Genomic DNA, 22,347 nt, shown 5'->3' with positions numbered 1-22,347 from the left:
TTATCAAAGTCCGTTTTTTGAACATCCTCTAAAGGTAGGTGGAGTAATTGAGTGCGTTTTATCGTCCTACATGGGCCGACATATCATTAGATGCGTTGCATCATAATATAGAAGCAGTAAAATCACAATTAAAAGAAGGTACACGATTATTAGCATCGGTTAAAGCGAATGCATATGGTCACGGCTTAGTAGAAATTTCAAGAGCAGTTGAACGCTATGGCGTCGATTATTTGGGAGTTGCCTTTCTTGATGAAGCGTTACAGCTGCGTAAGGAAGGTATTCAATTACCAATTCTTGTTCTCGGCTTTGTAGCTCCTGAACATATGTCAATTGCAAGAGAGCAAAATGTGACAATTGCTTTATATCGCGAGGATCAACTTCAAGCCGCTCAAGCTATGGAGGCAATAGCTGGCAAGCGATTGAAGGTTCATGTGAAAATCGATACGGGCATGGGTAGACTTGGCATATTGGGATATGAGGAAGCAATCTCATTTATCGAGCAGGCGATGGCTATTTCAACTATTCAAGTAGAAGGGATTTTCACACATTATTCCAAAGCGGATGAAGCGGACAAATCCTATACTTCACTTCAATATGATCGTTTTCATGCGATTGAAAGCCATGTTAGAGATGAAGGCTGGGATATACCGATTATTCATGCTGCCAATAGTGCTGGGGGAATGGACACTCCACAGTGGGCTGGCAATATGGTTCGTCTAGGAATAGCGATGTACGGCATGTATCCGTCAGAGGAAGTGAATAAGGATCATATCGCATTGAAGCCAGTGCTTAGCTTAAAGACTAAAATTGTACATGTTAAGGAAGCTCCAGCCGATTGGGGAATTAGTTACGGCGCACGATATGTAACGGATGAACCAGAGTGGATTGGAACGTTGCCAATTGGTTATGCAGATGGCTACAGTCGCATGCTGTCTGGTAAAGTAGAAGTATTATTACAAGGTGAACGGATTGCTGTGCTAGGTGCAATTTGCATGGATCAATGTATGGTGTCGCTAGATAAGTTAAAAGCATATCCGCTTGAATCGTTGCTTGATCAAGAGGTTGTCCTTATTGGTCAGCAAGGCGAGCATACGATTTCGACTGAACAGATCGCTGCATTATTAGGCACGATTAATTATGAATTGACTTGTATGATTGCAAGTCGTGTACCGCGTCGTTATATCGAACAAGGTCAAGTGATTGCAGTATCTAATGGTATATAATCAATCGAAGACCGCTCGGAGAACTAATCACTGTTCCAATCGCCGTTGTCCTCGGATTTATTGTAAAGGGAATAGTGGTATAAATCCGAGGACAAAAACGAACGCTATCGCTTTTCCACGAGCAATTAGTTCTCTCCGCTACGGCGGAGGAGAGTGATTAGTTCTCTTCGCTATAGCAAAGTGGAAGGGACGAAAAAAAGGTTACTTTGTTTCGGCGAATGAGAGGGATTTTCCACGTCAATTGTGGTCCCTGAGAGGAAAATGAGAGTTTTATGCGGCATAGACAGTAAATTTACTGTCCCTGAGTGTGAAAAGAGTGTATTATGCGGCATAGACAGTAAATTTACTGTCCCTGAGTGTGAAAAGAGGGTTTTATGCGGCATAGACAGTAAATTTACTGTCCCTGAGTGTGAAAAGAGTGTTTTATGCGGCATAGACAGTAAATTTACTGTCCCTGAGTGTGAAAAGAGTGTATTATGCGGCATAGACAGTAAATTTACTGTCCCTGAGTGTGAAAAGGGTGTATTATGCGGCATAGACAGTAAATTTACTGTCCCTGAGTGTGAAAAGAGTGTTTTATGCGGCATAGACAGTAAATTTACTGTTCCTGAGTGTGAAAAGAGTGTTTTATGCGGCATAGACAGTAAATTTACGGTCCCTGAGTGTGAAAAGAGTGTTTTATGCGGCATAGACAGTAAATTTACGGTCCCTGAGTGTGAAAAGGGTGTATTATGCGGCATAGACAGTAAATTTACGGTCTATGAGTGTGAAAAGAGTGTTTTATGCGCCACAGACAGTAAATTTACGGTCCTTGAGTGTGAAAAGAGTGTTTGTTCCGCCACAGACAGTAATTTTAAAGTCCCTGAGTGTGAAGAGAGGGTTTGTTCCGTCATAGACACTAACTCCGCATCGTAGCCCGGTTTGTCTGTGGAATAAAAGTAACTTTTTTCTTTGAATTTCATAGACAATGCATCTTAAAAAGTTGCATTTTCCGTAATTAGTGAAATTGGATGATTTTATCAATAATAATCTATAGCTTATAGGCACCATTGTAGTGTAATATGAGAGTACTATGGAAAAATAAATCAATAATATATGTAAAGAGGAAAAATTTACATGTAGTTTTTAAGCAAACATAATGGGTAAAGTATTATCCCGATCCTTTCCATATATCGTTGGATATAGCATACTTGATATATTCATTACATATATATGATCAAGTATAGAAAAGTTATATTTATGTCATAATGTGTAGTAAAGTGTTGGAAAAGTTTTGGAGGTGCGAATTCTGTGGCCAATATTCATAATACAAAGCGGATAATGATCAGTTTGCCCGATCAATTGTTAGAAGAAGTTGATGGAATTGTCGCAACTGAAAAATCAAATCGCAGCGAGTTCATTCGCCAAGCAATGAAGCTGTATTTGATCGAGCGCAAAAAGAGACAAATACGTGAGAAGATGCAGCGTGGCTATATGGAAATGGCAAGAATTAACTTGAATATTGCTTCAGAAGCTTTTCAAGCGGAGGAAGAAGCAGACCATACTTTGGGTCGTCTTGTTAGTGGGGTGTAGAGATTGATCGTAAAACGCGGAGATGTGTTTTTTGCTGATTTGTCACCAGTTGTTGGCTCGGAGCAAGGTGGAGTTAGACCTGTTCTAGTTATACAAAATGATATTGGTAATCGCTTTAGCCCTACAGTTATTGTTGCGGCTATTACTGCACAGATTCAAAAAGCAAAATTACCTACTCATGTTGAGATGGATGCTGAAAAACATGGGTTCGATCGTGATTCAGTTGTTCTTCTTGAACAAATTCGCACGATTGACAAACAACGACTAACGGATAAAATTACACATTTAGATGATGAGACGATGCGCAAGGTTGATGATGCATTATTAATAAGTGTAGGATTAATTGATTTTTAGAATAGACATATTAAGGGAAAATAGTTATAATGAAAATAAAACCTGATACAAATATGTGAAGAACGCATACCTATCTATCGATACCGATAGTGGCATGCGTTCTTTTTTGTTATGTACAGGTGGGTGTATGCTTTCGATGTACTTATCATGAGCAAGGAAGTATATTCGGGAAGAATATGAAAAGTTGGAGGTTATGCTTTCGATGCTACTTTTTGTATATGAGAGTTTCATCGAGATGTAACAAAAAGTTGGAGCGGATGCTTCCGATGTACTTTTTGTATACGAGAGGTTCATCAAGATGTAACAAAAAGTTGGAGGTTATGCTTCCGATGTACTTTTTGTATATGAGAGTTTCATCGAGATGTAACAAAAAGTTGGAGGAGGAATGATATGTTAAGAAGTAGAAAGCTGTTTGTCACGTTACTATCAGCTACCATCTCGGCAGCGTTAGTATACGGATTATATCTTCTTCAATTTGAACGAATCCAAGCAGAGGAGCAGATTGAAGTTGTTGTACCTGGCCAATTTATTGAAGCAGGGCAGATGATTAAGGAGGAACAATTGCAAATGCTGTCTATACCAATTTCATTAGCTACAGCAGAAATGGTGTTCAACAAGGCAGATGTTATTGGACAAGAAGCGATCGTTCCGCTTGGTAGTGATGAACCCGTATTGCAATGGAAGCTTAATCGTTATGCACTTCACCCGAATGAACACGAGGCGACCTTCCAAATTCCGAAAGATTATATCAAATCAGTATCTAATGGTATCCGTGCTGGAGATGCGGTCTGGATCTACAGTTCGGGGGCAGAAGCTGCACCAACAAAAATATTTGAGCAAGATATTATCGTTGCATCAGTGAAAACGGGATCCAATCTTGAAGTAGCAGCTCCAGATGAGGAAGGGAAAAATGCGCTAGTTCGTGGCAACGCTGAACAAATGTATGCCTCAAGGCGCATTGCTAACGGCATGATTGAATACATCAATGTCAATCTTACAGAAGAACAGTGGTTGTATATCGATAATCTTTGTCGCACGGGTGATGTTAAGCTCGTTATTGCTTATCATTCTTTACCGCAATTGGTGAAAGGACAGATCAATGATGAATAGAGGTAACGGCAGTGAGCAGCATGAAGGCCGAGTGTTATCATTTATTGGCACGACACCGAACATTGGAACGACGGTATGTGCACTTGCTACGGCATATCGTATCGTTGAAGTCACAGAGTGTAAAGTAGCATTTCTATGTATGAACTTCAAATCCTCAAAGCTACACCGCTATATGAACATTCCCCCAACGCAAGCAACAGTCGATGAATTACTCCCACATTTACGTACCCATTCACTCACCTCAACTATGCTTATGAATGCGATGACAATATCATCATCAAGACCGCAATTACATCTATTGCTTGGCAATCGTTACCGAGAGATGGCGGAATATTTCAGCGATGAAGATATAGGACAACTAGTAGCTACTGCCAAGGAACATTATGATTATGTCATTATTGATTGCAATGCGTATTGGGATAATGCCGGAAGTCTATGCAGTATGCAACAAGCAGATGAGATTGTGCTAGTTACGACAAATGCGCTTTCACATTTTCAAGAAGATACAAAAGGCTGGTATGGAACAATGTCTCATTCACTAGGACTAAGCGATAAGAGTGTTCATGCCCTTGTCATTAGACAGAGTAAACAATATTCAGGATTTACAACACAGGAAATTGAAGCGGAATTGCAATTGAAAGTCATTGGAGATGTACTGTTTCCCACGTCCTTATTTGCCAGCTTAGATGAGGGCGCACTAGATTACTGGCTAACTGAAACTTCGGAGGGGCGCAACTGGTTGGTTGGATTATCGATTAACTTACTGCCTGAGCAATATACATTGAAAAAGCAACGAGCATGGAAAAGTGTGCAAATGATATGGCAACGTAAAATGAAGTCATCATTAGCAAAATAAAAGTTAAGTGCTGCTTCCGAGGTTACTTTTCATTAGCAAGTTGTTCATAAGTAAGTCAATAAAAAGTTGTAGGAGTGATTTCATATGACGGACAATGAGATTAAACGATTTTCAGCAATCGAATTTATGTCTCGCCACAAAGCAAAGGTTGATTTTGAGTCAAAAGATAATGGATCATCCCTTCAATTTCAAACATTATGCAATGAGATGCGTAGTTTTTTGAGTACGCCGCGCGGCCTCAGTGAGGAGGAAAGAAGAGAATATAGTGAGTCATTAAATCAAGCAGTACTTGGATTTCCAGCAGCAAGGCAGTATATATTGAACATTATTACAGATCGATTGTTAAAGCTTCATATTAATGAAATTGAACATTATGAGCATCCATATCCCTCGCTTGCTGAAGCAATATTTTCCGAGGTAGTCGGAATGCATGTGTTAGAAATTATTATTAGAGATACGGATGGGCTTGAGGAAATTCAAGTGGTAGGTACGAATATATATACGATTATACGTGGTGAAGTAAGCCTTTCTCCATATCGCTTCGAACAATTGAAAGAGGTAGAACGAATTCAACAAAATTTGGTGCTATTTAACAATGATCATATTAATATGCGCAAGCGGTGGGCGGAAGTTATGCTGCGAGATGGTTCACGTGTAACCATTACAGGGCATGGATATACTGCACTTCCGACGTTGACGATTCGCTTCTACACGCTCCGTAATATTCCCCTCTCGCAATTAGCTGCTGCTCCTTATCGAATGATGTCTCCGAGTATGCTTACTATTTTCCAATTGATACTGCAAAACCGTTATAATCTGGTGCTTATCGGGCCAACGAATACCGGGAAAACAAATTTACTGAAAGCCTGCATCGCAGAGCTGCCAGCCGAAGAAAGATTGGTAACTATTGAAGGTCGTTATGAAATGATGATTAGTAGAGATTATCCGAATCGTAATATTATCGAATATGAAATTAATGAAGATGATTATTTGCATAGCTCGAATCAAGCTTTCAAGCTAGCTCTGCGGCAATCTCCACAACGTATTATTCATGCTGAAATACGGGATGATGATGCGAACATCTATGTGCGCGCCTGCACTCGGGGACATCATGGAAGTATGACAACCGTACATGCTAATCAGTTAGAGGATGTTCCCGAAGCGATTGTAGATATGTGTATGCTTGATGGCAGGGGCATGGATGCTAATCGTCTAGCTAAGCGAATTACACAGTTTGTCACGGAGATTGGTATTCAACTTCAACTTGTTAATGGGCGACGTATCATTACAAGAATAGGAAGATTGCATTGGGATAACAATGATGTTCGCGTAACGGATTGGGTAACATATGATCCAGAGCAAGATCAATGGACGATTCATTGGAATTATATACGTCGCGAGCTGCCTCATATTGAGGAAGGGGTAGGTTAATGATTTTTCATGTGATGACGTTAGCGATTGTTGGAGTATTGTTTATTTTGCTTATGTATATGATCGAGAAATTAATGCTGATCGTCTTCACAAGACAGCGTCGTAAAAGTCGGCTTACGCCAGTAGTGACAGCTCCAATGTTACATCATCGATCATGGGTACAAAAATCAGTACACAAGTTAACTACTCATCTCGATCATCTGCTACAAACATTACGATTATCGATTAGTGGAGAACGATTCCTTCACTGGCTACTAAGTATAGCACTTGTAGGGGGCGTACTCGGCTGGTATCTGTTCGGTTCGATGAAGGGTGCCATATTATGCTCGGCAATGGTTGCAGGAATACCATATATGACGCTCAGAATGCTACTTATTCATCGCCAGCTAGAGGCACAAATTGATTTCCTACCAGCAATAGAATTATTCTACCAATGTTATCTTATAACAGGAGAACGTCAGATCAAAATAGCACTTGCCAAGGTTATTGAAGAAAATCGAATTGCTGGACCGATGAAAGGGATATTTGAGCAGCTATATCGTAATTTGTGCGTGCGTGATAATGACGAGGAAAGCTTAGATATTTTCGCTAATTCGCTTGGTCATATATGGGCAGATTATTTTGTGCAAATGATTAAGGTAGCGTTGCAGGAAGGCGTTACAATATCGAGTAGCTTAAAACAATTGATTCAAGATATGAGAGCTGCAAGGCGGGCTAATGAGCAGGAAAGACATCAGCTATTAGAAATAAGAATTGCTAACTTTACACCGATATTATTTCTGCTCTTATTTATCGTTATAAATTTCAAGTACAATCGCGAGCAATCGTTATATTACTACTTTCATGACCAATCAGGCCGCGAAATGATACTGCATATGATTACGATGATCTTTCTATCTTTCCTTATGGGGATTTATTTATCGCGTAAGAAGATGGGCTAGGCTGCAAAGCAAAATGGGATATGCTTTCGATGTACTTTTCATTAACTAGAAGTATATCGAGCAGTTTATGAAAAGTTGTAGGAGGTGTGAGATGTTTGAATTCCAATGGGTTAACTGGATATTATTTGTGGCTCAAATTATTTTTGGAGCGATCTGTATAGGTGCATTACTGCAAAGTATTCCTTCATCATCTCGCAGTCACACCATCGAACGAAAGCTGTGGGGATGGCATAAACGCGAGCCTTCTCTGAAGCTACTTCGCTTAGTAAGGATAGACGAACAGCTAGTTCGGCAAAGCAAACGGGCAATATTATGGGCAGGATGTGGGATTGAATATTCAATTGTAGCCTATATGCTCTGGCGACAAGTTGTATTATGGACAGGTTATATCAGTATGGCGATATTTCTACTATCAATGCAATTTATTCCCTTACATTGGAATACAAATCGAGTGGTCATATTGTTCATTTTACTAGGTATTATCGTCGCCATTCATTTGGATGAATATTGGCTAAGGGCTTATCGGCAGTTAAGAGCCAACTCCATTACGAAGGAAATTTATGCGATTAGTGGTCAGCTTCTCTATTTTGCGGATTCTAAGCTTCATATTCATACTAAACTACGAAAATGTCTCCCTTATAGTCGCTTGCTTCGCAAAGATATGGAAATATTGCTTGCCGATTGGTATCACGATCCGATTATTGCCTTGCAACGATTTAAGCGCGCGATCGGTACGGAAGAAGGAATTAGTTTTGTTGATACGATTGATGCGCTCAGGCAGCATAATAATGAAGATTTTTATACATTGCTGAGAACGAGATTACTAGATTATAAGGATACGATCGAGTTAGCTAAGGAAGGCCGCAAAGAAACTGCGTCGTACGTCCTCTTTGTCATTGCTGGTATACCGATCCTCTACACCTTTCAAGTATTTATTTATCCGTGGGTGCAAGAGGTGAATAAGCTACTATCGCTAATGAATTGATATGAGGGGAAGTTCAAAAAGCGGACTTTGATAACGATGATTAAGCTTCGTAGCGTAGTCGACATCGAATATGGAGCGAACTTGGAAAGTATAGCATATGCTTCCGATGTATGTTTCTTGCAGAAACATTGTAGGATCGCGTGTACCAACAACGTACACTTGCGCTTCCGCCTTTCTCAAGTAGCGCTCCATCTTCTCGATTCTGAAAGCCCGCTTTTTGAACCTTTATTTAAAGCTTCGAGCGAGAGAATGTCCGCTCGTGTACTCGTGCCGTACACGTTGCTGGGTTTTGCTTTGTGGGTACTTGATACAGCAGATGAAACTAAACTATTGAAGGGAGGTGACGGGATGAAAAACATTTTGATGACGGTGATGATGTTAATTGTCGTTGTGATTTTGTTCAACGGTATTATTTCGAAGGATGGAACAGGAACGAAGGCTCAAATCCAATCACAAGGTAATGCTGCTAATTTACAAATTGGCAAGATTACACCGTAATGCGGGTTATAGCTTGCTAGTTGGTAGTTGGAAAGCTACGATTAATCCACTAATTACTCCTCGAATGATCGAATTGAAAAAAAGAGGGATGTTTATGAAACAAATGGTAGTCACTTGCGCACTACTGCTTACGATGCTCGTCATTTACTTAACGGTGATTCAAGATGAGGATGGAGTGAAGGAGCAACTCGATCAGTCTGATACGCAGCTGACCAATTATGTAAGAGGGATTGACGCATGAAGCAAATATTAGCATTCATTATGTTTTCAACTATTATTTGTTGGATGATGTTCTCTCCCATTTACAAGCATGTGCTCATAACAAGACAAGCGATCTTACAGCAAGAGGTCGATTATTTATTAGAGATTGGTGCTAGTGGTCAATATGGTTATATTAGCGGTAATATGGTTGATCAGTCGAAGCGAAGATTAGCAAGATTCGGTCTCAAGACTGAGAAATTACAATATGAGGTTTCAAGTACGGCAGGTCAACTATTGCTCAATGATGGTTATCGGGTAGGCAGGGGAGAAGGTATCGTACTTTCCTTATCCTACCCCTATGAGCGGTTAACAGCGATTGATGCATTAATTGGCATCGAATCAGTGCCCGAAGGGCAATTAATGCGGGCTTATGGCCTGCGGATGAGTGAGTATGTGGAGTAGAGGTGAGCGCTCATCTATAAATTATTAATTATTCCATTGATGCTAGTCATTTGGCTGATGATGTACTCCGAGCAGCTGGATCATGAGCTATCGATGAAAGCCTACTACAAAGGCAAGCAAGCTGTTAATCATGCAGCGCATGCAGGGGCATTACAGCTAGATGAGGAGTTACTTAGTGAAGGGATATTTACAATTGAGCCTGAATTAGCATTCAATATGGCCTCGCAGTATATGTATGCTAATTTACGATTAGATGAAAGTGGAAATCCAACAGATCAGTCTTTTCTAAGGGAGCGAGTGGAGCTTCTTCATTTTGAAGTTTTGGATGCAACTTTGGCATACCCCTATGAATATAGTCTTAGTGAATACGGCTACAGCACTACGTTTGATCGACCAGCAGTTATCATTGTTATTAGAATGAAATATCCGCGTATATTTTCAAGCAATAATCCTGTAGAATGGAATATAATTGGGAGCTCACAACTTGTATTCCAATAATATAATGCAGGAGGCAACGGATAGATGAATCGTGAACTTACTCAGAAATTACATAAAGATTATATGAAAGCATCTAAGCTCACAAGCTACATTACTCACGGAATATTTCTATTACTTATTATTGCTGCCTTGATCGTTATTATTATGAACGATTGGACTATGATTCCTATTTATATTGCAGCCGCGGTCTGGATACTCTCATTCGTTATCTTTACGTACGTCGTTCCATTTTATGAATATCGTAGCTTTTCATTCGAAGTTTTTGATGAGGAGCTTGAAATCCAATCTGGAATATGGTTTCGCTCTAATATACTCGTACCGATGAATCGCGTGCAACATGTTGAGGTTGGAAGTGGTCCGATTATGCGTAAATATAAGCTTGCTAGCTTAAAAGTTGTTACGGCGGCCAAGGAACATGAGATCAGCGGCTTACATCAATCGAATGCAGAGGCACTGAAACTTCAGATTGGCGAATTAGCGAAGGTGGATGAACTACATGACTAATCCACGTAAACTATCACGCCTAGATATTTTCTTTGGATTTCTGCGGACGATTAGAGTATTTATTCCAATTGTTTTTGTTGCATCCGTTAATAGTGGTGAGTTTAAGTGGCTGTATACATTATGGGGGCTACTAGGCGCTGTCGTTATTGTAGTCTTTTCCTTGCTGTACGGATGGTTAACATGGAAAAAGTTCAGTTTCTACTTAGAATCAGATCGCATTGTTATTATGCGCGGAGTATTCAATAAGGAAGAAAAGGTAATCTACTATAATCGAATTCATTCTGTAAATGTACAGCAGCCACTGCTTCATCGGGTGTTCAGTGTTGCGAAATTGCAAATAGAAACTCCTGGTGGAAAAAGTGGTAAAGCGGAAGGTGAGTTAAGAGTATTACCACTTACGCAGGCTATTGAGTTACAACAGCAGCTGAAGCATTATGCTGCGATCATTCGCGAAGGTGGCGTAATAGCTCCATTGCCTACAGAGAAAGAACGTAGTAGCAATGCTAGTATGGAGCGGCCAGATTTGGATGCTGATCGTTCATTACAAGCTAAAAGCGAGCAGGAAAGTGCTGCTCGGCAGCTGCCAGTAACAGGACAAATGGAAACCGTCCATCAGCAGTCTGTAGCTGAACAGATGGAAACTGCTTATTCAGGCAACGCTCATATCATGCAAGAACAACTGGATTACAATATGAAGTTATCTATAGGACAATTGCTAAAAGCTGCTCTCACTTCATTGAATTTGAATTACGCGATCATTTTCATTGTGGGGATATTCTCATTTGCCGATGATTTCATTAGATTCGTAGTTCCTGAATTTAATTATAATCAGTACTTGGATGATTATAATGGCTTATCATTCAAAATTATTATTGTTCCAGTTATAGTAGTAATGCTATTCGTGTGGCTGTTGTCTATTGCATTGTATGTGATAAAATTTGGAGACTATCATATTACACGTAGTAAGGAGCAGTTATCGATTAAGTATGGACTACTGGAGAAGAAAAGTTATGTCTTCAATGAAGGTAAAGTTCAAGCAATTATTATGGATGAAAATCCAATTCGCCAACTATTAGGCTATGCAGAGTTAAAAGTTCAGGTCATTACATCCGATGCGAATAAGGAACAGCTTGTTATTCATCCTTTTGTTCGTAAGAAGGATATGTCAGCCATTATTGAGCAGTTAATACCTAGTCGCAACATCAAGATTCAGGAAAAGCTTAGTGGTGTTCCTATTCAAGGTTTGATAACGTATGCGTTATTACCAATGATCATCGTAACTATTATTTGCGGTATTAGTATTTGGCTATGGCAATATACGGGGTTATGGATGCTGTTATTGTATCCAGTTGTGATGATGTGGGCTAATAGCTGTCGGGTTTCTGCTGGGCTATGGCTTGAAGATAATGAATTAGTGTTGCGTAACCGATTCATTACTCGCACGACTTATTTCGTAGCTAGAAAACATATTGTAACACTGAAGGTAAAAGAATCACCACGTCAACGGAAGCTTGGACTAATATCGATTAGTACAAAGGTGCTCGGCAGTGTATTTTCTTATTCCGTTCGAAGCCTACGTCGTGGAGATGTTGAGTCGGTATGGAATTGGTATAGTCGAGGAAGTTCAAACAGCGGGCTTTGATAACGATGACTAGGCTTCGGAGCATACTCGACATCGAATATGAAACGAACTTGGAAAGTACGGTTCGCTTGTACCAACCACGTACACTTGCGCTTCCGTCTTTCTCAAGTAGCGTTCCATCCTCTCGGTTCTGAAAGCCCACTGTTTGAACCTTTATTGTAAATAAGTAAGTAAATAAATAAGTAAGTAAGTAAGTAAGTAAGTTGCGAGGCGCACTTTGTGAATCATTGAAGTGCGTCTATAGCTGTTGAATAGAATAGTGATTTATTTTAGTATAAGCATATAGTATGATTATTAAGTAAGGGGAAGTTTACAGCAGTTAGAGGTAGTTGTTAATTTAGGAGGGATTCGAATGGACGAATTTACAAAAAAACGTATTGGAAAAATAATGGATAAGTATATAAGTAACAAAATACCGGCACATTTGAGCAATCAAATGAAATTAGCTTATAAAATTAGAGGAAACAATGTTACTTTAATAGAAGAAAGACCAGCATTTCGAAGTGAGCAATGGGTGCAGCGAGCTATCGCCCAATTCAGACTTGATCAGGACCAATGGAAGATTTATTGGCAAGATAGCAAGGACAAATGGCATTTTGTAGATGATTATATGGCTGATGAAAATTTTGAAAATCAATTAGCGATCGTTGAAAAAAATGAACGTGGAATGTTTTGGTCATAACGGTGAAATTGATTTGGTTATAAATTGGTCATTGTCGTAGTAATGTAGTGCAATTATTACACAATAACCGTTAAACTATAGGTAAATAATGATTATCATAGAAGGGTGTGCAGAGGTGTCAATAACCCACTACTGAAGTCGTAGGCTTGTAAGAGCCTCAATTGACTAGCCTAAGTCTTTACTGACTACGTTGTTTGTGTCATGACACCATAGGATGCCACTCTAGTTCTATGCAACTGTCGCATGTGATTAAAAGCTCTGAGGGAAAGGAGCGGTGTTGCATGCTGAGCAAGCACCTACAACATTGGCGAAGAGTACCTAACTCGAAGGAGGTAAACGATATGCTCGTTTATGTACTAAATAAACACGGACAGCCACTTATGCCTTGTAAACCACAAAAAGCACGTAAGCTATTGGAACAAGGAAAAGCAAAAGTTGTGCAACGAACACCATTTACCATTCAACTACAATACGGATCTAGCGGTTACAAGCAATCTATCTCACTTGGTGTTGATGCTGGTACGAAGCATATCGGACTATCAGCGACAACAGAAGGGCAGGTTTTGTTCGAGGGCGAAGTGAAGCTGCGTACTGATATTCAAGAACTACTGGCTACTCGCCGAACTTTGCGAAGTGTCAGGCGAAGCAGAAAGACACGCTACCGTGAGCCACGATTTTCAAATCGAAAAAAAGATAAAGGGTGGCTCGCTCCATCCGTTCAAAACAAAGTCGATATGCATACAAAGATGATTACCAAAGTGCATAACATTCTCCCGATTACGAATGTAACGATTGAAGTAGCACAGTTTGACATTCAAAAGATTAAGAACCCTACGATTTCGGGTGATTTGTATCAACAAGGAGATCAGCTAGGTTTTTGGAATGTGCGAGAGTATGTATTCTTTCGCGATCAGCATCTATGCCAGCACTGTAAGGGCAAAACAAAAGACAAGATTTTAAATGTCCATCACATCGAAAGTCGTAAAACTGGTGGAGACAGTCCAGATAATCTACTTACACTGTGTGAAACGTGTCATCACAAGATCCACGAAGAAGAGAAAGAGCATCTATTTACACGTAAAAGTACTACGTTTCGTGATGCCTCTCAAATGACCGTGATGCGATGGTTTATACATCGCCAAGTGAAAGAGTTGTATCCACACGTTCAATACACGTATGGATTTCAAACGAAAAACACACGTATTCGCCATGACTTGGAGAAAGCTCACGTCGTAGATGCTCGGTGTATCAGTGGCAATCCACTTGCAAAACCATCCCCCAATAGTTATTTGTTTAAGCAAGTGCGCAAAAACAATCGGCAGTTACACCAAATGACCATCGCCAAAGGTGGCTATCGAAAAGCGAATAAAGCGGAACGATTCGTAAAAGATTTTCAGCTGTTTGATAAAGTCCTTTTTGAAGGAATCGAGTGCATCATATTTGGTCGACGACAAACGAGCTACTTTGATCTACGAACCATTGAGGGGACAAGCGTACACAAAAGTGCAAGTTACAAGAAGCTGCGAGTAGTAGAAAAGGCCAGTACACTACTCGCCCAAATAACTTAGAGAAGGGAAGTGCCGGCTGGCTCCTCTCACGACGGAAGTCACGAGTTTCCGCCAGCCTAAATTTTTATGAAATTAATCGTTGAACAATCAGCAGCAAGCTGGTACAAATCAGAGATGGAATTACAGCAGGGAGATCATGTTCGTATCTATGTTAGATTAGGCGGCTGTGGTAGCGTTCATCCTGGACTATCATTAGGAGTAATGAAGGATCAACCACGTGAGATTGGACTATTGGAAGAAGTGGAAGGTGTAAACTTCTTCATTGAGCAGGATAATTTATGGTATTTGGAAGAGAAGGATTTGACGGTTTCTTTCGATGCACCCACTGAAGAGATTAAGATGAGTGTACAATAGTCAAAGCTTAGTATGTTTTGTGTATGCTGTTCTACTATAGATGTTAAAAATCTCGCTAAAACTGTATCACAGTTCTAGCGAGATTTTTCATATTATACGCCTGAGTAGGCCATGAATCCACCATCGATCGGCACAGTAATCCCTGTGACGAAGCCAGATGCACTATTATCGCAAAGCCATAGCAATACACCTAATAAATCATCTGGTTTACCGAAACGTCGCATTGGAGTATGTGTAATTATTTTGTTAGAGCGATCCGTTAGAGAACCGTCTTCATTCACAAGTAACTTATGATTCTGTTCGGTAAGGAAGAAGCCAGGGGCAATCGCATTAACGCGAATACCTGCATCAGCCATATGAACAGCTAGCCACTGGGTAAAGTTTTCAATAGCTGCTTTTGCTGCACTATAACCAGGAACCTTTGTCATAGGAGACGGAGCACTCATTGAAGATAGGTTAATGATCACTGGGTTTTCAACGGTAAGCATTTGTTTTGCAAATACTTGTGATGGAATAAGTGTCCCAACGAAATTCAGATCAAGCACTTGACGAATGCCATCTGGCTGCAGATCAAAGAATGATGATACATTAGGATTATTCATATCCTCCATGGAAAATGTTTCATTCGTCGTATTCGCACTTGCTTGATTACCGCCAGCTCCATTAATTAGAATATGACATGGCCCAAGTTTTTGCTCAACGACTTGGCTTGCTTCAGTAACGCTTTGTGTATCGGTTACATTACAAGGTACGCCAATAGCGATGCCGCCTTGCTCAATAATCGTTGCTACAACACGTTCGATTTTTTCAACAGTACGGCCTAGTACAGCTACCTTCATTCCTTGACGAGCCAGCTCAATGGCCATTGCTCCACAGAGCACCCCCGAACCGCCAGTTACAACCGCTACCTTATTAGCAAGCGAAGGATGAATCGTTTGTTCTTGATTAGTAGACATGATCAAATCTCCCCCTAAAACTGTTGTTTTATTGAACTACATCTTTGATGCGTAATGATAGGCGTCCCATAGCCCCCACAAATGCATAATCCCTAAGCCACGGTCATACAGTCCATATCCGGGACGACATTGCTCTCCCCAAATATGTCTGCCATGGTCGGGGCGGGCATATCCCGTATACCCGATATCATAGTAGGCCTTCACAATACCAGCAATATTAACAGTACCATCCTGAGTACGATGAGAGGTTTCGATGAAATCGCCATTTTCAGCTACACGAACATTACGAATATGTGCAAACGGAATACGGTCGCCGAATTCATGTATCATCGATACGATATCATTGTTAGGATTGACGCCCAATGAACCGCTGCAAAGTGTAAGTCCATTAGCAGGATGATCAACAAGTTTCAAGAAACGGCGTAAATTTTGTTGGCTTGTAATAATACGGGGTAAGCCGAACAATGAGAAAGGAGGATCATCGGGATGGATCGCCATTTTAATACCTGATTCAGCTGCAACAGGAATAATTGCTTCAAGGAAATAAGCTAGGTTACTCCAAAGATTTTCTTCATCAACAGCTTGGTAAGCTTCCAAAGTAGCCGATAATTGTTCTAGACGTTCTGGCTCCCACCCAGGAAGTTGGAATGTTGAGCTGCTTTGAAAATAAGCAACAAGTTCATGCGGTGTTAAATTTGCCACTTTTGCCTTTTCGAAGAATAGGGCAGTCGAACCATCTTCTAGCTCTTCAAACAAGTTCGTACGTAACCAGTCAAATACAGGCATGAAATTATAGCAAATGACTTTTACACCAGCAGAACCTAATTTGCGAATCGTGTTTTTATAGTTTTCGATATATTGATCACGCGAAGGTAAGCCTAACTTAATATCCTCATGAACATTAATGCTTTCAACAACATCGATATGCAGTCCAGCAGCATCCGCCAGAGATTTAACTTCTTGAATACGTTCCATAGGCCATTCTTCGCCAACAGGAATATCATGAAGAGCCCACACAATACCTTCTGTACCAGGAATTTGCTTAATATGTTCTAAAGGAATAGGGTCATTACCCTCACCAAACCAACGAAATGTCATGCGCATAATAAATCCTCCTAAAACTTTTCATGATACAAACATAAGAAACTACCTCGTAAATGAAAAGTAGCATCGAAAGCATAAACTTAGCTTTTCATGATACAAACATAAGAAACTACCTCGTAAATGAAAAGTAGCATCGAAAGCATAAACTTAGATGAAATAATCAGGATACTTTTGATTCAGCATAGCGAAATCATCTACACCGCGGTTAAGATGCTGCTTCATTACTTGTATCGCGAACGTAGCGTCTTTTTTCTGAATAGCTTCGAAAATTTGACAATGCTGCTCGTAAATTTGTTTCCAGTCATTATTATCGAGTAGACGTAATTTACGACTGCGGTCCAGATGAATGGTAAGCTGGCTCATCGTGTTCCAAGTATGAATCTTGTTCACTCCAGCAAAAAGAATGAAGTGGAATTGCTGATCTAAAGTGAAGATATGATCGCTATCTTCATATTCTAACAATGCTTTTTGCTTCGAAAGATTCATTGCTAGCTCATTTAGAGATGATTCGGGAAAATCGTTGCAAGCAATCTCAATAATTGCGCATTCTAATTGTAGTCTCATAAATCTAGCTTCCTCTACAAGTGAACGATCAATTAATGACACGAGCGTACCACGTTGTGGTAATACTTGAACGAGTCCTTCTTGTGCTAATCTAACAAAGCTTTCACGAACAGGAGTACGACTTACATTGAATTGGATTGCCATCTCATTTTCAGAAAGAGAAGTTCCTGGTAAAATTTTGAGTGTAATAATTTGTTGTTTCAATGCGTCGTAGACCTGATCACGAATAGAACGTGTATCACTTGATGGTTTGGATATAATGAAACACCTCCATTTTTTTTTATTAACAGCTTGATTTACTTTTTGTAATTAATAAGTAGCTTCCAAAGCAGAAGCGAAAGTAGAAGCAAGAAAGTGCTTACATTATTACTTACATACTACCATACAAGTTAAAGGTTGAGAAGATGCTAATTAGTGTTGGCTCAAAACCAAAATCAGCGCTTGAATATTAAATAAGGTTGATTTTGATTGCTTCACTCGATTGACGGACACCAGAGACCTTATTTGCTATGTATGCCTCTATTCTCGATACTAACCGGACACAGATGCACTTATTTCACACTATTAGATGCAATTGGACTCCATTTAGGACAAATAACGGCCTCTGTGTCCGCCAAAATGTCATTCGACCCTAAAATTCGCAAATAACGGATCCTGTGTCCGCTCGGGTGAAACTTTTATCTCGTCGAGATCTGAATAGTGCGTTGAACCTTGTCGTATTGTTAAAAGCTGTAGTATTGAGTTGTTTCTACTAATACGATCAACAAAAAAACTTTCAGTAAACGTTAAGTTAAAATGTTCAAATTATTGTATAAGAATTACTTTAGTTATTCATAACTTAGTCACACGATGTAAATTGTTAGACGTTATCCTACAATAGTTGTTGACGAAGTCTATAGGTAATGATAAGTTTATATGTGAGAATGATTATCAATATAAACGTAATTATTCAACTCGTTGAAACTATGAACGAGTTTTATTATTAGTAACAACTGAGAATGATTATCTATCTGAGAGAAGAGATTAGAGGGAAGACATGAAAGTATGGCATTTGGTATTTATTCTAATGACACTATCTATCATATCACTGTTTGTTGGTGTAACTGATATCTCTATATTTGAGCTCTTTAATTTATCGGAGAAGCAACTCCAAGTGATGACAATTACTCGTATACCTCGTCTAGTTAGTCTTATTATTGCTGGTGTAAGTATGAGTGTTGCGGGTCTTATTATGCAGCAGTTAAGTCGCAATAAATTTGTCTCGCCTACAACTGCAGGTACAGATGATTCTGCCAAATTAGGTATTATGGTGGCTATGCTAATGTTTTCTTCTGCATCAACGATGGAGAAGATGCTTATTGCCTTTGTATTTGCTCTGGCAGGTACGTTTCTATTTATGAAGTTACTCGAGAAAATTAAGTTTAAGGATGCGATTTTCATTCCGCTTGTTGGCTTAATGTTCGGTAACATTATTAACTCAGTTACAACGTTTTTTGCATATAAAAACGACCTCATTCAAAATATTTCATCTTGGCTACAAGGAAGCTTTTCAAGCGTCATGTCAGGTAGCTATGAATTGATTTATATTAGCGTTCCACTACTTATTGTAGCGTATCTATATGCGAATAAATTTACAATTGCCGGTATGGGTGAAGATTTTTCAGCCAATCTAGGTCTTAATCATAAACGAGTAGTAAATATCGGTTTGATTATTGTAGCACTTGTATCTGTTGTTGTTATTCTAAGTGTAGGTGCGATACCATTTCTGGGATTAGTTGTACCTAACATCGTCTCCTTATACATGGGCGATAATTTGAAAAGATCACTAGTTCATACCGCTTTAATGGGTGCGATATTCTTGTTAGCTTGTGATATTATTGGAAGGATTGTGATCTACCCGTATGAAATTCCAATAGCGCTAACTGTTGGAGTTATCGGTAGTATCTTATTCCTTTACTTGCTAATGAGGAGAAGAGTTTATGAAAGTTAAGTTGATGATATTATTCGGTACGATGATTGCTATTATTATTGCTTTTGTATTTTTAGATCTTCCACATAATTGGGATTACGCATTACCGCGCCGATTGAAAAAGGTGTTTGCCATTATTATTACAGGTGGTGCAATTGCCTACGCGACGCTAATTTTTCAAACGATGACGAATAATAGAATTTTGACGCCGAGTGTGATCGGTCTAGATTCTTTATACTTATTATTTCAAACATTTGTCGTCTTCGTATTTGGTTCTATGAGTTTCCCTGCAGTAAATAAATATATGAACTTCGGTTTATCTACGGTGTTTATGATGTTGTTTGCTGTAGTACTATATCGCTTATTGTTCAAACGAGAAGGTAGAAACTTATTCTTCTTATTGCTAGTCGGGCTCGTAATGGGCACTATGTTTGGTAGTATATCTACCTTTATGCAAGTTCTTATCGACCCGAATGAATTTCAAATTCTTCAAGGGAAGATGTTTGCAAGCTTCAATAATGTGAATTCTGATCTGCTTATCTTAGCAACTGTCATTATTGTGCTGGTCGCATTATATTCCATCAGATATAACAAGTATTTAGATGTTATGTCGTTGGGGAAAGAGCATGCAGTGAATTTAGGTGTACCCTATGCAAAAACGGTACAAGGAATGCTGCTTATTATTGCAATATTGATCTCTGTAAGTACGGCACTTGTCGGTCCAGTTACATTTCTAGGCTTGCTCGTTGTCAATCTTGCTTATCATTTCATGGGAAGCTATCGTCATGCAGTATTAATACCTGCATCGATTTGTATAAGCGTCATTGCACTTGTTGGTGGTCAACTGCTTGTTGAACGTGTGTTCACTTTCAGTACTACCGTAAGTGTGCTAATCAATTTTGTAGGTGGTTTGTACTTTATATACTTGTTGCTAAAGGAGGCTAAAGCATGATTGAAGTAAGTAATGTTACCAAAACCTATGGTGGCAAGGCTGTCGTAGATAATGTTTCATTGAACATCCCAGAAAGAAAAATCACTTCGTTCATTGGCCCTAACGGAGCAGGTAAAAGTAGTTTACTATCTATAATAAGCCGACTTCTAACGAAGGATAGCGGTACAGTTACAATTGATGGTAAGGATGTGAGTGCTTGGAAAACGGGAGATTTGGCGCGCAAAATCTCGATTCTAAAGCAATCTAACCATATCAGCATGCGTTTAACCGTTCGCGATCTTGTCAGTTTCGGAAGATTTCCTTATTCACAAGGTAAATTGACGAAAGAAGACTGGAAATTCATAGATGAAGCAATTGATTATATGGATCTAAATTCATTAAAAGATCGTTATCTTGATCAATTAAGTGGTGGGCAGAATCAAAGAGCATACATTGCGATGATTATTGCACAGAATACAGAAGTAATATTACTTGATGAGCCACTTAATAATTTGGATATGAAACATTCCGTTCAAATTATGAAAGTGTTAAGAAGACTTGTTGAGGAGCTCGGTAAGACGATTGTTATCGTCATCCATGATATCAATTTTGCTTCTTGTTATTCTGATTATATTGTTGCTCTGAAGGATGGAAAAATTGTGCAAGAAGGTCCGACAGCACAAATTATTGATGGACCTGTATTAGAAAGCATTTACGATATGAATATTCCAATAGAAGTTATCCATGGCAATCGTATTGGTGTGTATTTCAAATAATAGATAAAAAGGGTGGAGAAAAGTAATGAAAAAGAATTTATCAATGATGATGTTAGTATTAGTAATGGCTATTGTAATGGCAGCATGTGGCAACAATACGAATAATGCTCCAAATAACGGAGCAACTGGTGGAGCAACTAATACACCTACAGCTACTCCAGAAAATTCTACAGAGCCAGCAGCAACTAGTGTTAAAGTAACTCACTTACTTGGTGAAACTGATGCACCAATCAACCCAAGCAAAGTAATTGTATTTGACTTTGGTGTACTTGATACCTTGGATCGTCTAGGTGTTGAATCTATCGTAGCTGTTCCACAAGATTCACTGCCTGCATACCTTGAAAAATATGCAAGTAGCGATTATATGAACGCTGGTGGTTTGAAAGAGCCTAATTTCGAAGCAATTGATGGTGCCCAGCCAGATCTAATTATTATTTCTGGACGTCAATCTGATGCTTACGAAGAATTGAGTAAAATTGCTCCAACAATCTACATGGGCGTTGATAACGCTGACTACTTAAACTCATTCACGAGCAATGTTAATACACTTGCTACAATCTTCGGTAAAGAAGAGCAAGCTGCTACTGAATTAGCTGCAATTAACGAAGTTATCGACAATGTTAAAGCTAATGTATCTGCAACGGATAAAGAAGGTTTAATCGTTCTAGCTAATGAAGGTAAAATTAGTGCCTACGGTCCTGGTTCTCGCTTTGGTCTCATTCATGATGTGCTAGGTGTTCCAGCTGTAGATGATAAACTTGATATTTCTACACATGGTAACGAAATTACATTTGAGTATATTGCTGAGAAAAACCCAGGTTACCTATTCGTTATCGACCGTACTGCGGCAGTTGGTGGAGAAGGTAATGCAAAAGATACTGTTGAAAATGATCTTGTGAAAAACACTGATGCATTCAAAGAAGGTAAAATCACTTATCTTGATCCTCAATACTGGTACCTATCTGGTGGCGGATTAATCTCTGTTGAGAAAATGGTTACAGATATTGATGCAGCAGTAAAATAATAGAGCACGTCCATTGAACAGTTCCTAAAGCAATATTATTGCTTTAGGAACTGTTTTTTTTTTTGCAATTGAGAAAAAGTAATAGTAAAATAAATAATACCGTATATGACAAGTGTACTCGTGGAAAGATAAGGAGAGTGCG

The 22,347-nt window shown here is 39.3% G+C and carries 26 protein-coding genes; 22 read left to right on the top strand and 4 right to left on the bottom strand.

Going from position 1 to position 22,347, the window contains the following annotated elements; translation table 11 throughout:
• Positions 1-47: 47 nt before the first annotated feature.
• The 9 genes from alr (at position 48) to AC1TPB_RS03205 (ending at position 8,472) form a co-directional block, all read left to right on the top strand.
• Positions 48-1,223, top strand: a complete 1,176-nt coding sequence (gene alr / locus AC1TPB_RS03245; protein WP_482075172.1) for an alanine racemase — start codon at positions 48-50, stop codon at positions 1,221-1,223.
• 261 nt (positions 1,224-1,484) lie between these two features.
• Positions 1,485-2,138: a hypothetical protein gene (locus AC1TPB_RS03240; protein WP_482075171.1), complete on the top strand. Its 654-nt coding sequence runs from the start codon at positions 1,485-1,487 to the stop codon at positions 2,136-2,138.
• 375 nt (positions 2,139-2,513) lie between these two features.
• Positions 2,514-2,795: a CopG family ribbon-helix-helix protein gene (locus AC1TPB_RS03235; RefSeq protein ID WP_258200484.1), complete on the top strand. Its 282-nt coding sequence runs from the start codon at positions 2,514-2,516 to the stop codon at positions 2,793-2,795.
• Between the two features lie 3 nt (positions 2,796-2,798).
• Positions 2,799-3,149 (top strand): type II toxin-antitoxin system PemK/MazF family toxin, encoded by a 351-nt coding sequence (locus AC1TPB_RS03230; RefSeq protein ID WP_213514971.1) that lies wholly within the window; start codon positions 2,799-2,801, stop codon positions 3,147-3,149.
• Positions 3,150-3,539: 390 nt separating this feature from the next.
• Positions 3,540-4,259 carry an SAF domain-containing protein gene (locus tag AC1TPB_RS03225; RefSeq protein WP_482075170.1) on the top strand — a complete coding sequence of 240 codons (720 nt, stop codon included), beginning with the start codon at positions 3,540-3,542 and terminating at the stop codon, positions 4,257-4,259.
• Complete coding sequence (locus AC1TPB_RS03220; protein ID WP_482075169.1) at positions 4,249-5,115, top strand: CpaE/TadZ family protein; 867 nt, start codon at positions 4,249-4,251, stop codon at positions 5,113-5,115. Before AC1TPB_RS03225 ends, AC1TPB_RS03220 begins: the two co-directional genes overlap by 11 nt.
• 84 nt (positions 5,116-5,199) lie before the next feature.
• A complete protein-coding gene (locus AC1TPB_RS03215; RefSeq protein ID WP_482075168.1) occupies positions 5,200-6,546 on the top strand; it encodes an ATPase, T2SS/T4P/T4SS family in 1,347 nt (448 codons plus the stop codon).
• Positions 6,546-7,487, top strand: coding sequence for a hypothetical protein (locus tag AC1TPB_RS03210; RefSeq protein WP_482075167.1), 942 nt, complete (start codon positions 6,546-6,548; stop codon positions 7,485-7,487). The genes AC1TPB_RS03215 and AC1TPB_RS03210 overlap by 1 nt, the downstream gene beginning before the upstream one ends.
• Before the next feature lie 91 nt (positions 7,488-7,578).
• A complete protein-coding gene (locus tag AC1TPB_RS03205; protein WP_482075166.1) occupies positions 7,579-8,472 on the top strand; it encodes a hypothetical protein in 894 nt (297 codons plus the stop codon).
• On the opposite strand, the gene AC1TPB_RS03200 is transcribed toward AC1TPB_RS03205, so the two are convergent.
• Entirely contained in the window at positions 8,461-8,652 is a 192-nt protein-coding gene (locus tag AC1TPB_RS03200; RefSeq protein ID WP_482075165.1) for a hypothetical protein, read from the bottom strand. The two genes, AC1TPB_RS03205 and AC1TPB_RS03200, sit on opposite strands and share 12 nt — an antisense overlap.
• 168 nt (positions 8,653-8,820) lie before the next feature.
• Between AC1TPB_RS03200 and AC1TPB_RS03195 the strand changes: the two genes are divergently transcribed.
• The 9 genes from AC1TPB_RS03195 to AC1TPB_RS03155 all read left to right on the top strand — a co-directional run bounded on the left by AC1TPB_RS03195 (position 8,821) and on the right by AC1TPB_RS03155 (position 14,881).
• Positions 8,821-8,970: a hypothetical protein gene (locus AC1TPB_RS03195; RefSeq protein WP_482075164.1), complete on the top strand. Its 150-nt coding sequence runs from the start codon at positions 8,821-8,823 to the stop codon at positions 8,968-8,970.
• Positions 8,951-9,211, top strand: a complete 261-nt coding sequence (locus AC1TPB_RS03190) for a hypothetical protein (RefSeq protein ID WP_482075163.1) — start codon at positions 8,951-8,953, stop codon at positions 9,209-9,211. The genes AC1TPB_RS03195 and AC1TPB_RS03190 overlap by 20 nt, the downstream gene beginning before the upstream one ends.
• A complete protein-coding gene (locus tag AC1TPB_RS03185) occupies positions 9,208-9,633 on the top strand; it encodes a hypothetical protein (RefSeq protein WP_482075162.1) in 426 nt (141 codons plus the stop codon). The genes AC1TPB_RS03190 and AC1TPB_RS03185 overlap by 4 nt, the downstream gene beginning before the upstream one ends.
• Positions 9,634-9,669: 36 nt before the next feature.
• A complete protein-coding gene (locus AC1TPB_RS03180) occupies positions 9,670-10,131 on the top strand; it encodes a hypothetical protein (RefSeq protein WP_482075161.1) in 462 nt (153 codons plus the stop codon).
• Between the two features lie 24 nt (positions 10,132-10,155).
• Positions 10,156-10,635, top strand: coding sequence for a PH domain-containing protein (locus AC1TPB_RS03175; RefSeq protein ID WP_482075160.1), 480 nt, complete (start codon positions 10,156-10,158; stop codon positions 10,633-10,635).
• Complete coding sequence (locus tag AC1TPB_RS03170; protein ID WP_482075159.1) at positions 10,628-12,277, top strand: PH domain-containing protein; 1,650 nt, start codon at positions 10,628-10,630, stop codon at positions 12,275-12,277. The genes AC1TPB_RS03175 and AC1TPB_RS03170 overlap by 8 nt, the downstream gene beginning before the upstream one ends.
• A gap of 352 nt (positions 12,278-12,629) precedes the next feature.
• Positions 12,630-12,959: a DUF3024 domain-containing protein gene (locus AC1TPB_RS03165; protein WP_482075158.1), complete on the top strand. Its 330-nt coding sequence runs from the start codon at positions 12,630-12,632 to the stop codon at positions 12,957-12,959.
• Positions 12,960-13,300: 341 nt separating this feature from the next.
• Positions 13,301-14,527 (top strand): RNA-guided endonuclease IscB, encoded by a 1,227-nt coding sequence (iscB, locus tag AC1TPB_RS03160; protein WP_482075157.1) that lies wholly within the window; start codon positions 13,301-13,303, stop codon positions 14,525-14,527.
• Between the two features lie 66 nt (positions 14,528-14,593).
• The gene (locus tag AC1TPB_RS03155) at positions 14,594-14,881 is read left to right on the top strand and encodes a HesB/YadR/YfhF family protein (RefSeq protein WP_482075156.1); all 288 of its coding nucleotides are present in this window, start codon (positions 14,594-14,596) and stop codon (positions 14,879-14,881) included.
• A gap of 92 nt (positions 14,882-14,973) precedes the next feature.
• Here the strand turns inward: AC1TPB_RS03155 and AC1TPB_RS03150 are convergent, their stop codons facing one another.
• From AC1TPB_RS03150 to AC1TPB_RS03140, 3 genes are all read right to left on the bottom strand, one after another.
• Positions 14,974-15,837, bottom strand: coding sequence for an SDR family oxidoreductase (locus AC1TPB_RS03150; RefSeq protein ID WP_482075155.1), 864 nt, complete (start codon positions 15,835-15,837; stop codon positions 14,974-14,976).
• 36 nt (positions 15,838-15,873) lie between these two features.
• Complete coding sequence (gene uxuA / locus AC1TPB_RS03145) at positions 15,874-16,941, bottom strand: mannonate dehydratase (RefSeq protein WP_482075154.1); 1,068 nt, start codon at positions 16,939-16,941, stop codon at positions 15,874-15,876.
• A 147-nt stretch (positions 16,942-17,088) separates the two neighbouring features.
• Complete coding sequence (locus tag AC1TPB_RS03140; protein WP_482075439.1) at positions 17,089-17,733, bottom strand: GntR family transcriptional regulator; 645 nt, start codon at positions 17,731-17,733, stop codon at positions 17,089-17,091.
• Between the two features lie 808 nt (positions 17,734-18,541).
• On the opposite strand from AC1TPB_RS03140, the gene AC1TPB_RS03135 reads away from it, so the two are divergent.
• The 4 genes from AC1TPB_RS03135 to AC1TPB_RS03120 are packed head-to-tail and all read left to right on the top strand — an operon-like array spanning position 18,542 to position 22,205.
• Positions 18,542-19,495, top strand: a complete 954-nt coding sequence (locus tag AC1TPB_RS03135) for an ABC transporter permease (protein WP_482075153.1) — start codon at positions 18,542-18,544, stop codon at positions 19,493-19,495.
• On the top strand, positions 19,485-20,426 hold the full coding sequence (locus tag AC1TPB_RS03130; protein ID WP_482075152.1) for an iron chelate uptake ABC transporter family permease subunit: 942 nt from the start codon (positions 19,485-19,487) through the stop codon (positions 20,424-20,426). Before AC1TPB_RS03135 ends, AC1TPB_RS03130 begins: the two co-directional genes overlap by 11 nt.
• Positions 20,423-21,181, top strand: coding sequence for an iron ABC transporter ATP-binding protein (locus tag AC1TPB_RS03125; protein WP_482075151.1), 759 nt, complete (start codon positions 20,423-20,425; stop codon positions 21,179-21,181). The genes AC1TPB_RS03130 and AC1TPB_RS03125 overlap by 4 nt, the downstream gene beginning before the upstream one ends.
• 25 nt (positions 21,182-21,206) lie before the next feature.
• Positions 21,207-22,205 (top strand): siderophore ABC transporter substrate-binding protein, encoded by a 999-nt coding sequence (locus AC1TPB_RS03120; RefSeq protein WP_482075150.1) that lies wholly within the window; start codon positions 21,207-21,209, stop codon positions 22,203-22,205.
• Positions 22,206-22,347 lie beyond the last annotated feature (142 nt).

Source organism: Paenibacillus sp. Y951 (assembly GCF_056786395.1).
Note: the sequence above shows the minus strand (reverse complement) of the source record. Positions and strands in the feature narration are given on the sequence as shown.

Bases quoted from the DNA above. Each gene is read 5' to 3' on its own strand.
- uxuA (WP_482075154.1), bottom strand. From the start codon at position 16,941: ATGCGCATGACATTTCGTTGGTTTGGTGAGGGTAATGACCCTATTCCT.
- AC1TPB_RS03210 (WP_482075167.1), top strand. From the start codon at position 6,546: ATGATTTTTCATGTGATGACGTTAGCGATTGTTGGAGTATTGTTTATT.
- AC1TPB_RS03125 (WP_482075151.1), top strand. From the start codon at position 20,423: ATGATTGAAGTAAGTAATGTTACCAAAACCTATGGTGGCAAGGCTGTC.
- AC1TPB_RS03240 (WP_482075171.1), top strand. From the start codon at position 1,485: ATGAGAGTTTTATGCGGCATAGACAGTAAATTTACTGTCCCTGAGTGT.
- AC1TPB_RS03170 (WP_482075159.1), top strand. From the start codon at position 10,628: ATGACTAATCCACGTAAACTATCACGCCTAGATATTTTCTTTGGATTT.
- AC1TPB_RS03165 (WP_482075158.1), top strand. From the start codon at position 12,630: ATGGACGAATTTACAAAAAAACGTATTGGAAAAATAATGGATAAGTAT.
- AC1TPB_RS03135 (WP_482075153.1), top strand. From the start codon at position 18,542: ATGAAAGTATGGCATTTGGTATTTATTCTAATGACACTATCTATCATA.
- AC1TPB_RS03185 (WP_482075162.1), top strand. From the start codon at position 9,208: ATGAAGCAAATATTAGCATTCATTATGTTTTCAACTATTATTTGTTGG.
- AC1TPB_RS03195 (WP_482075164.1), top strand. From the start codon at position 8,821: ATGAAAAACATTTTGATGACGGTGATGATGTTAATTGTCGTTGTGATT.
- AC1TPB_RS03120 (WP_482075150.1), top strand. From the start codon at position 21,207: ATGAAAAAGAATTTATCAATGATGATGTTAGTATTAGTAATGGCTATT.
- AC1TPB_RS03175 (WP_482075160.1), top strand. From the start codon at position 10,156: ATGAATCGTGAACTTACTCAGAAATTACATAAAGATTATATGAAAGCA.
- AC1TPB_RS03155 (WP_482075156.1), top strand. From the start codon at position 14,594: ATGAAATTAATCGTTGAACAATCAGCAGCAAGCTGGTACAAATCAGAG.
- AC1TPB_RS03215 (WP_482075168.1), top strand. From the start codon at position 5,200: ATGACGGACAATGAGATTAAACGATTTTCAGCAATCGAATTTATGTCT.
- AC1TPB_RS03205 (WP_482075166.1), top strand. From the start codon at position 7,579: ATGTTTGAATTCCAATGGGTTAACTGGATATTATTTGTGGCTCAAATT.
- iscB (WP_482075157.1), top strand. From the start codon at position 13,301: ATGCTCGTTTATGTACTAAATAAACACGGACAGCCACTTATGCCTTGT.
- AC1TPB_RS03150 (WP_482075155.1), bottom strand. From the start codon at position 15,837: ATGTCTACTAATCAAGAACAAACGATTCATCCTTCGCTTGCTAATAAG.
- AC1TPB_RS03225 (WP_482075170.1), top strand. From the start codon at position 3,540: ATGTTAAGAAGTAGAAAGCTGTTTGTCACGTTACTATCAGCTACCATC.
- AC1TPB_RS03220 (WP_482075169.1), top strand. From the start codon at position 4,249: ATGATGAATAGAGGTAACGGCAGTGAGCAGCATGAAGGCCGAGTGTTA.
- AC1TPB_RS03130 (WP_482075152.1), top strand. From the start codon at position 19,485: ATGAAAGTTAAGTTGATGATATTATTCGGTACGATGATTGCTATTATT.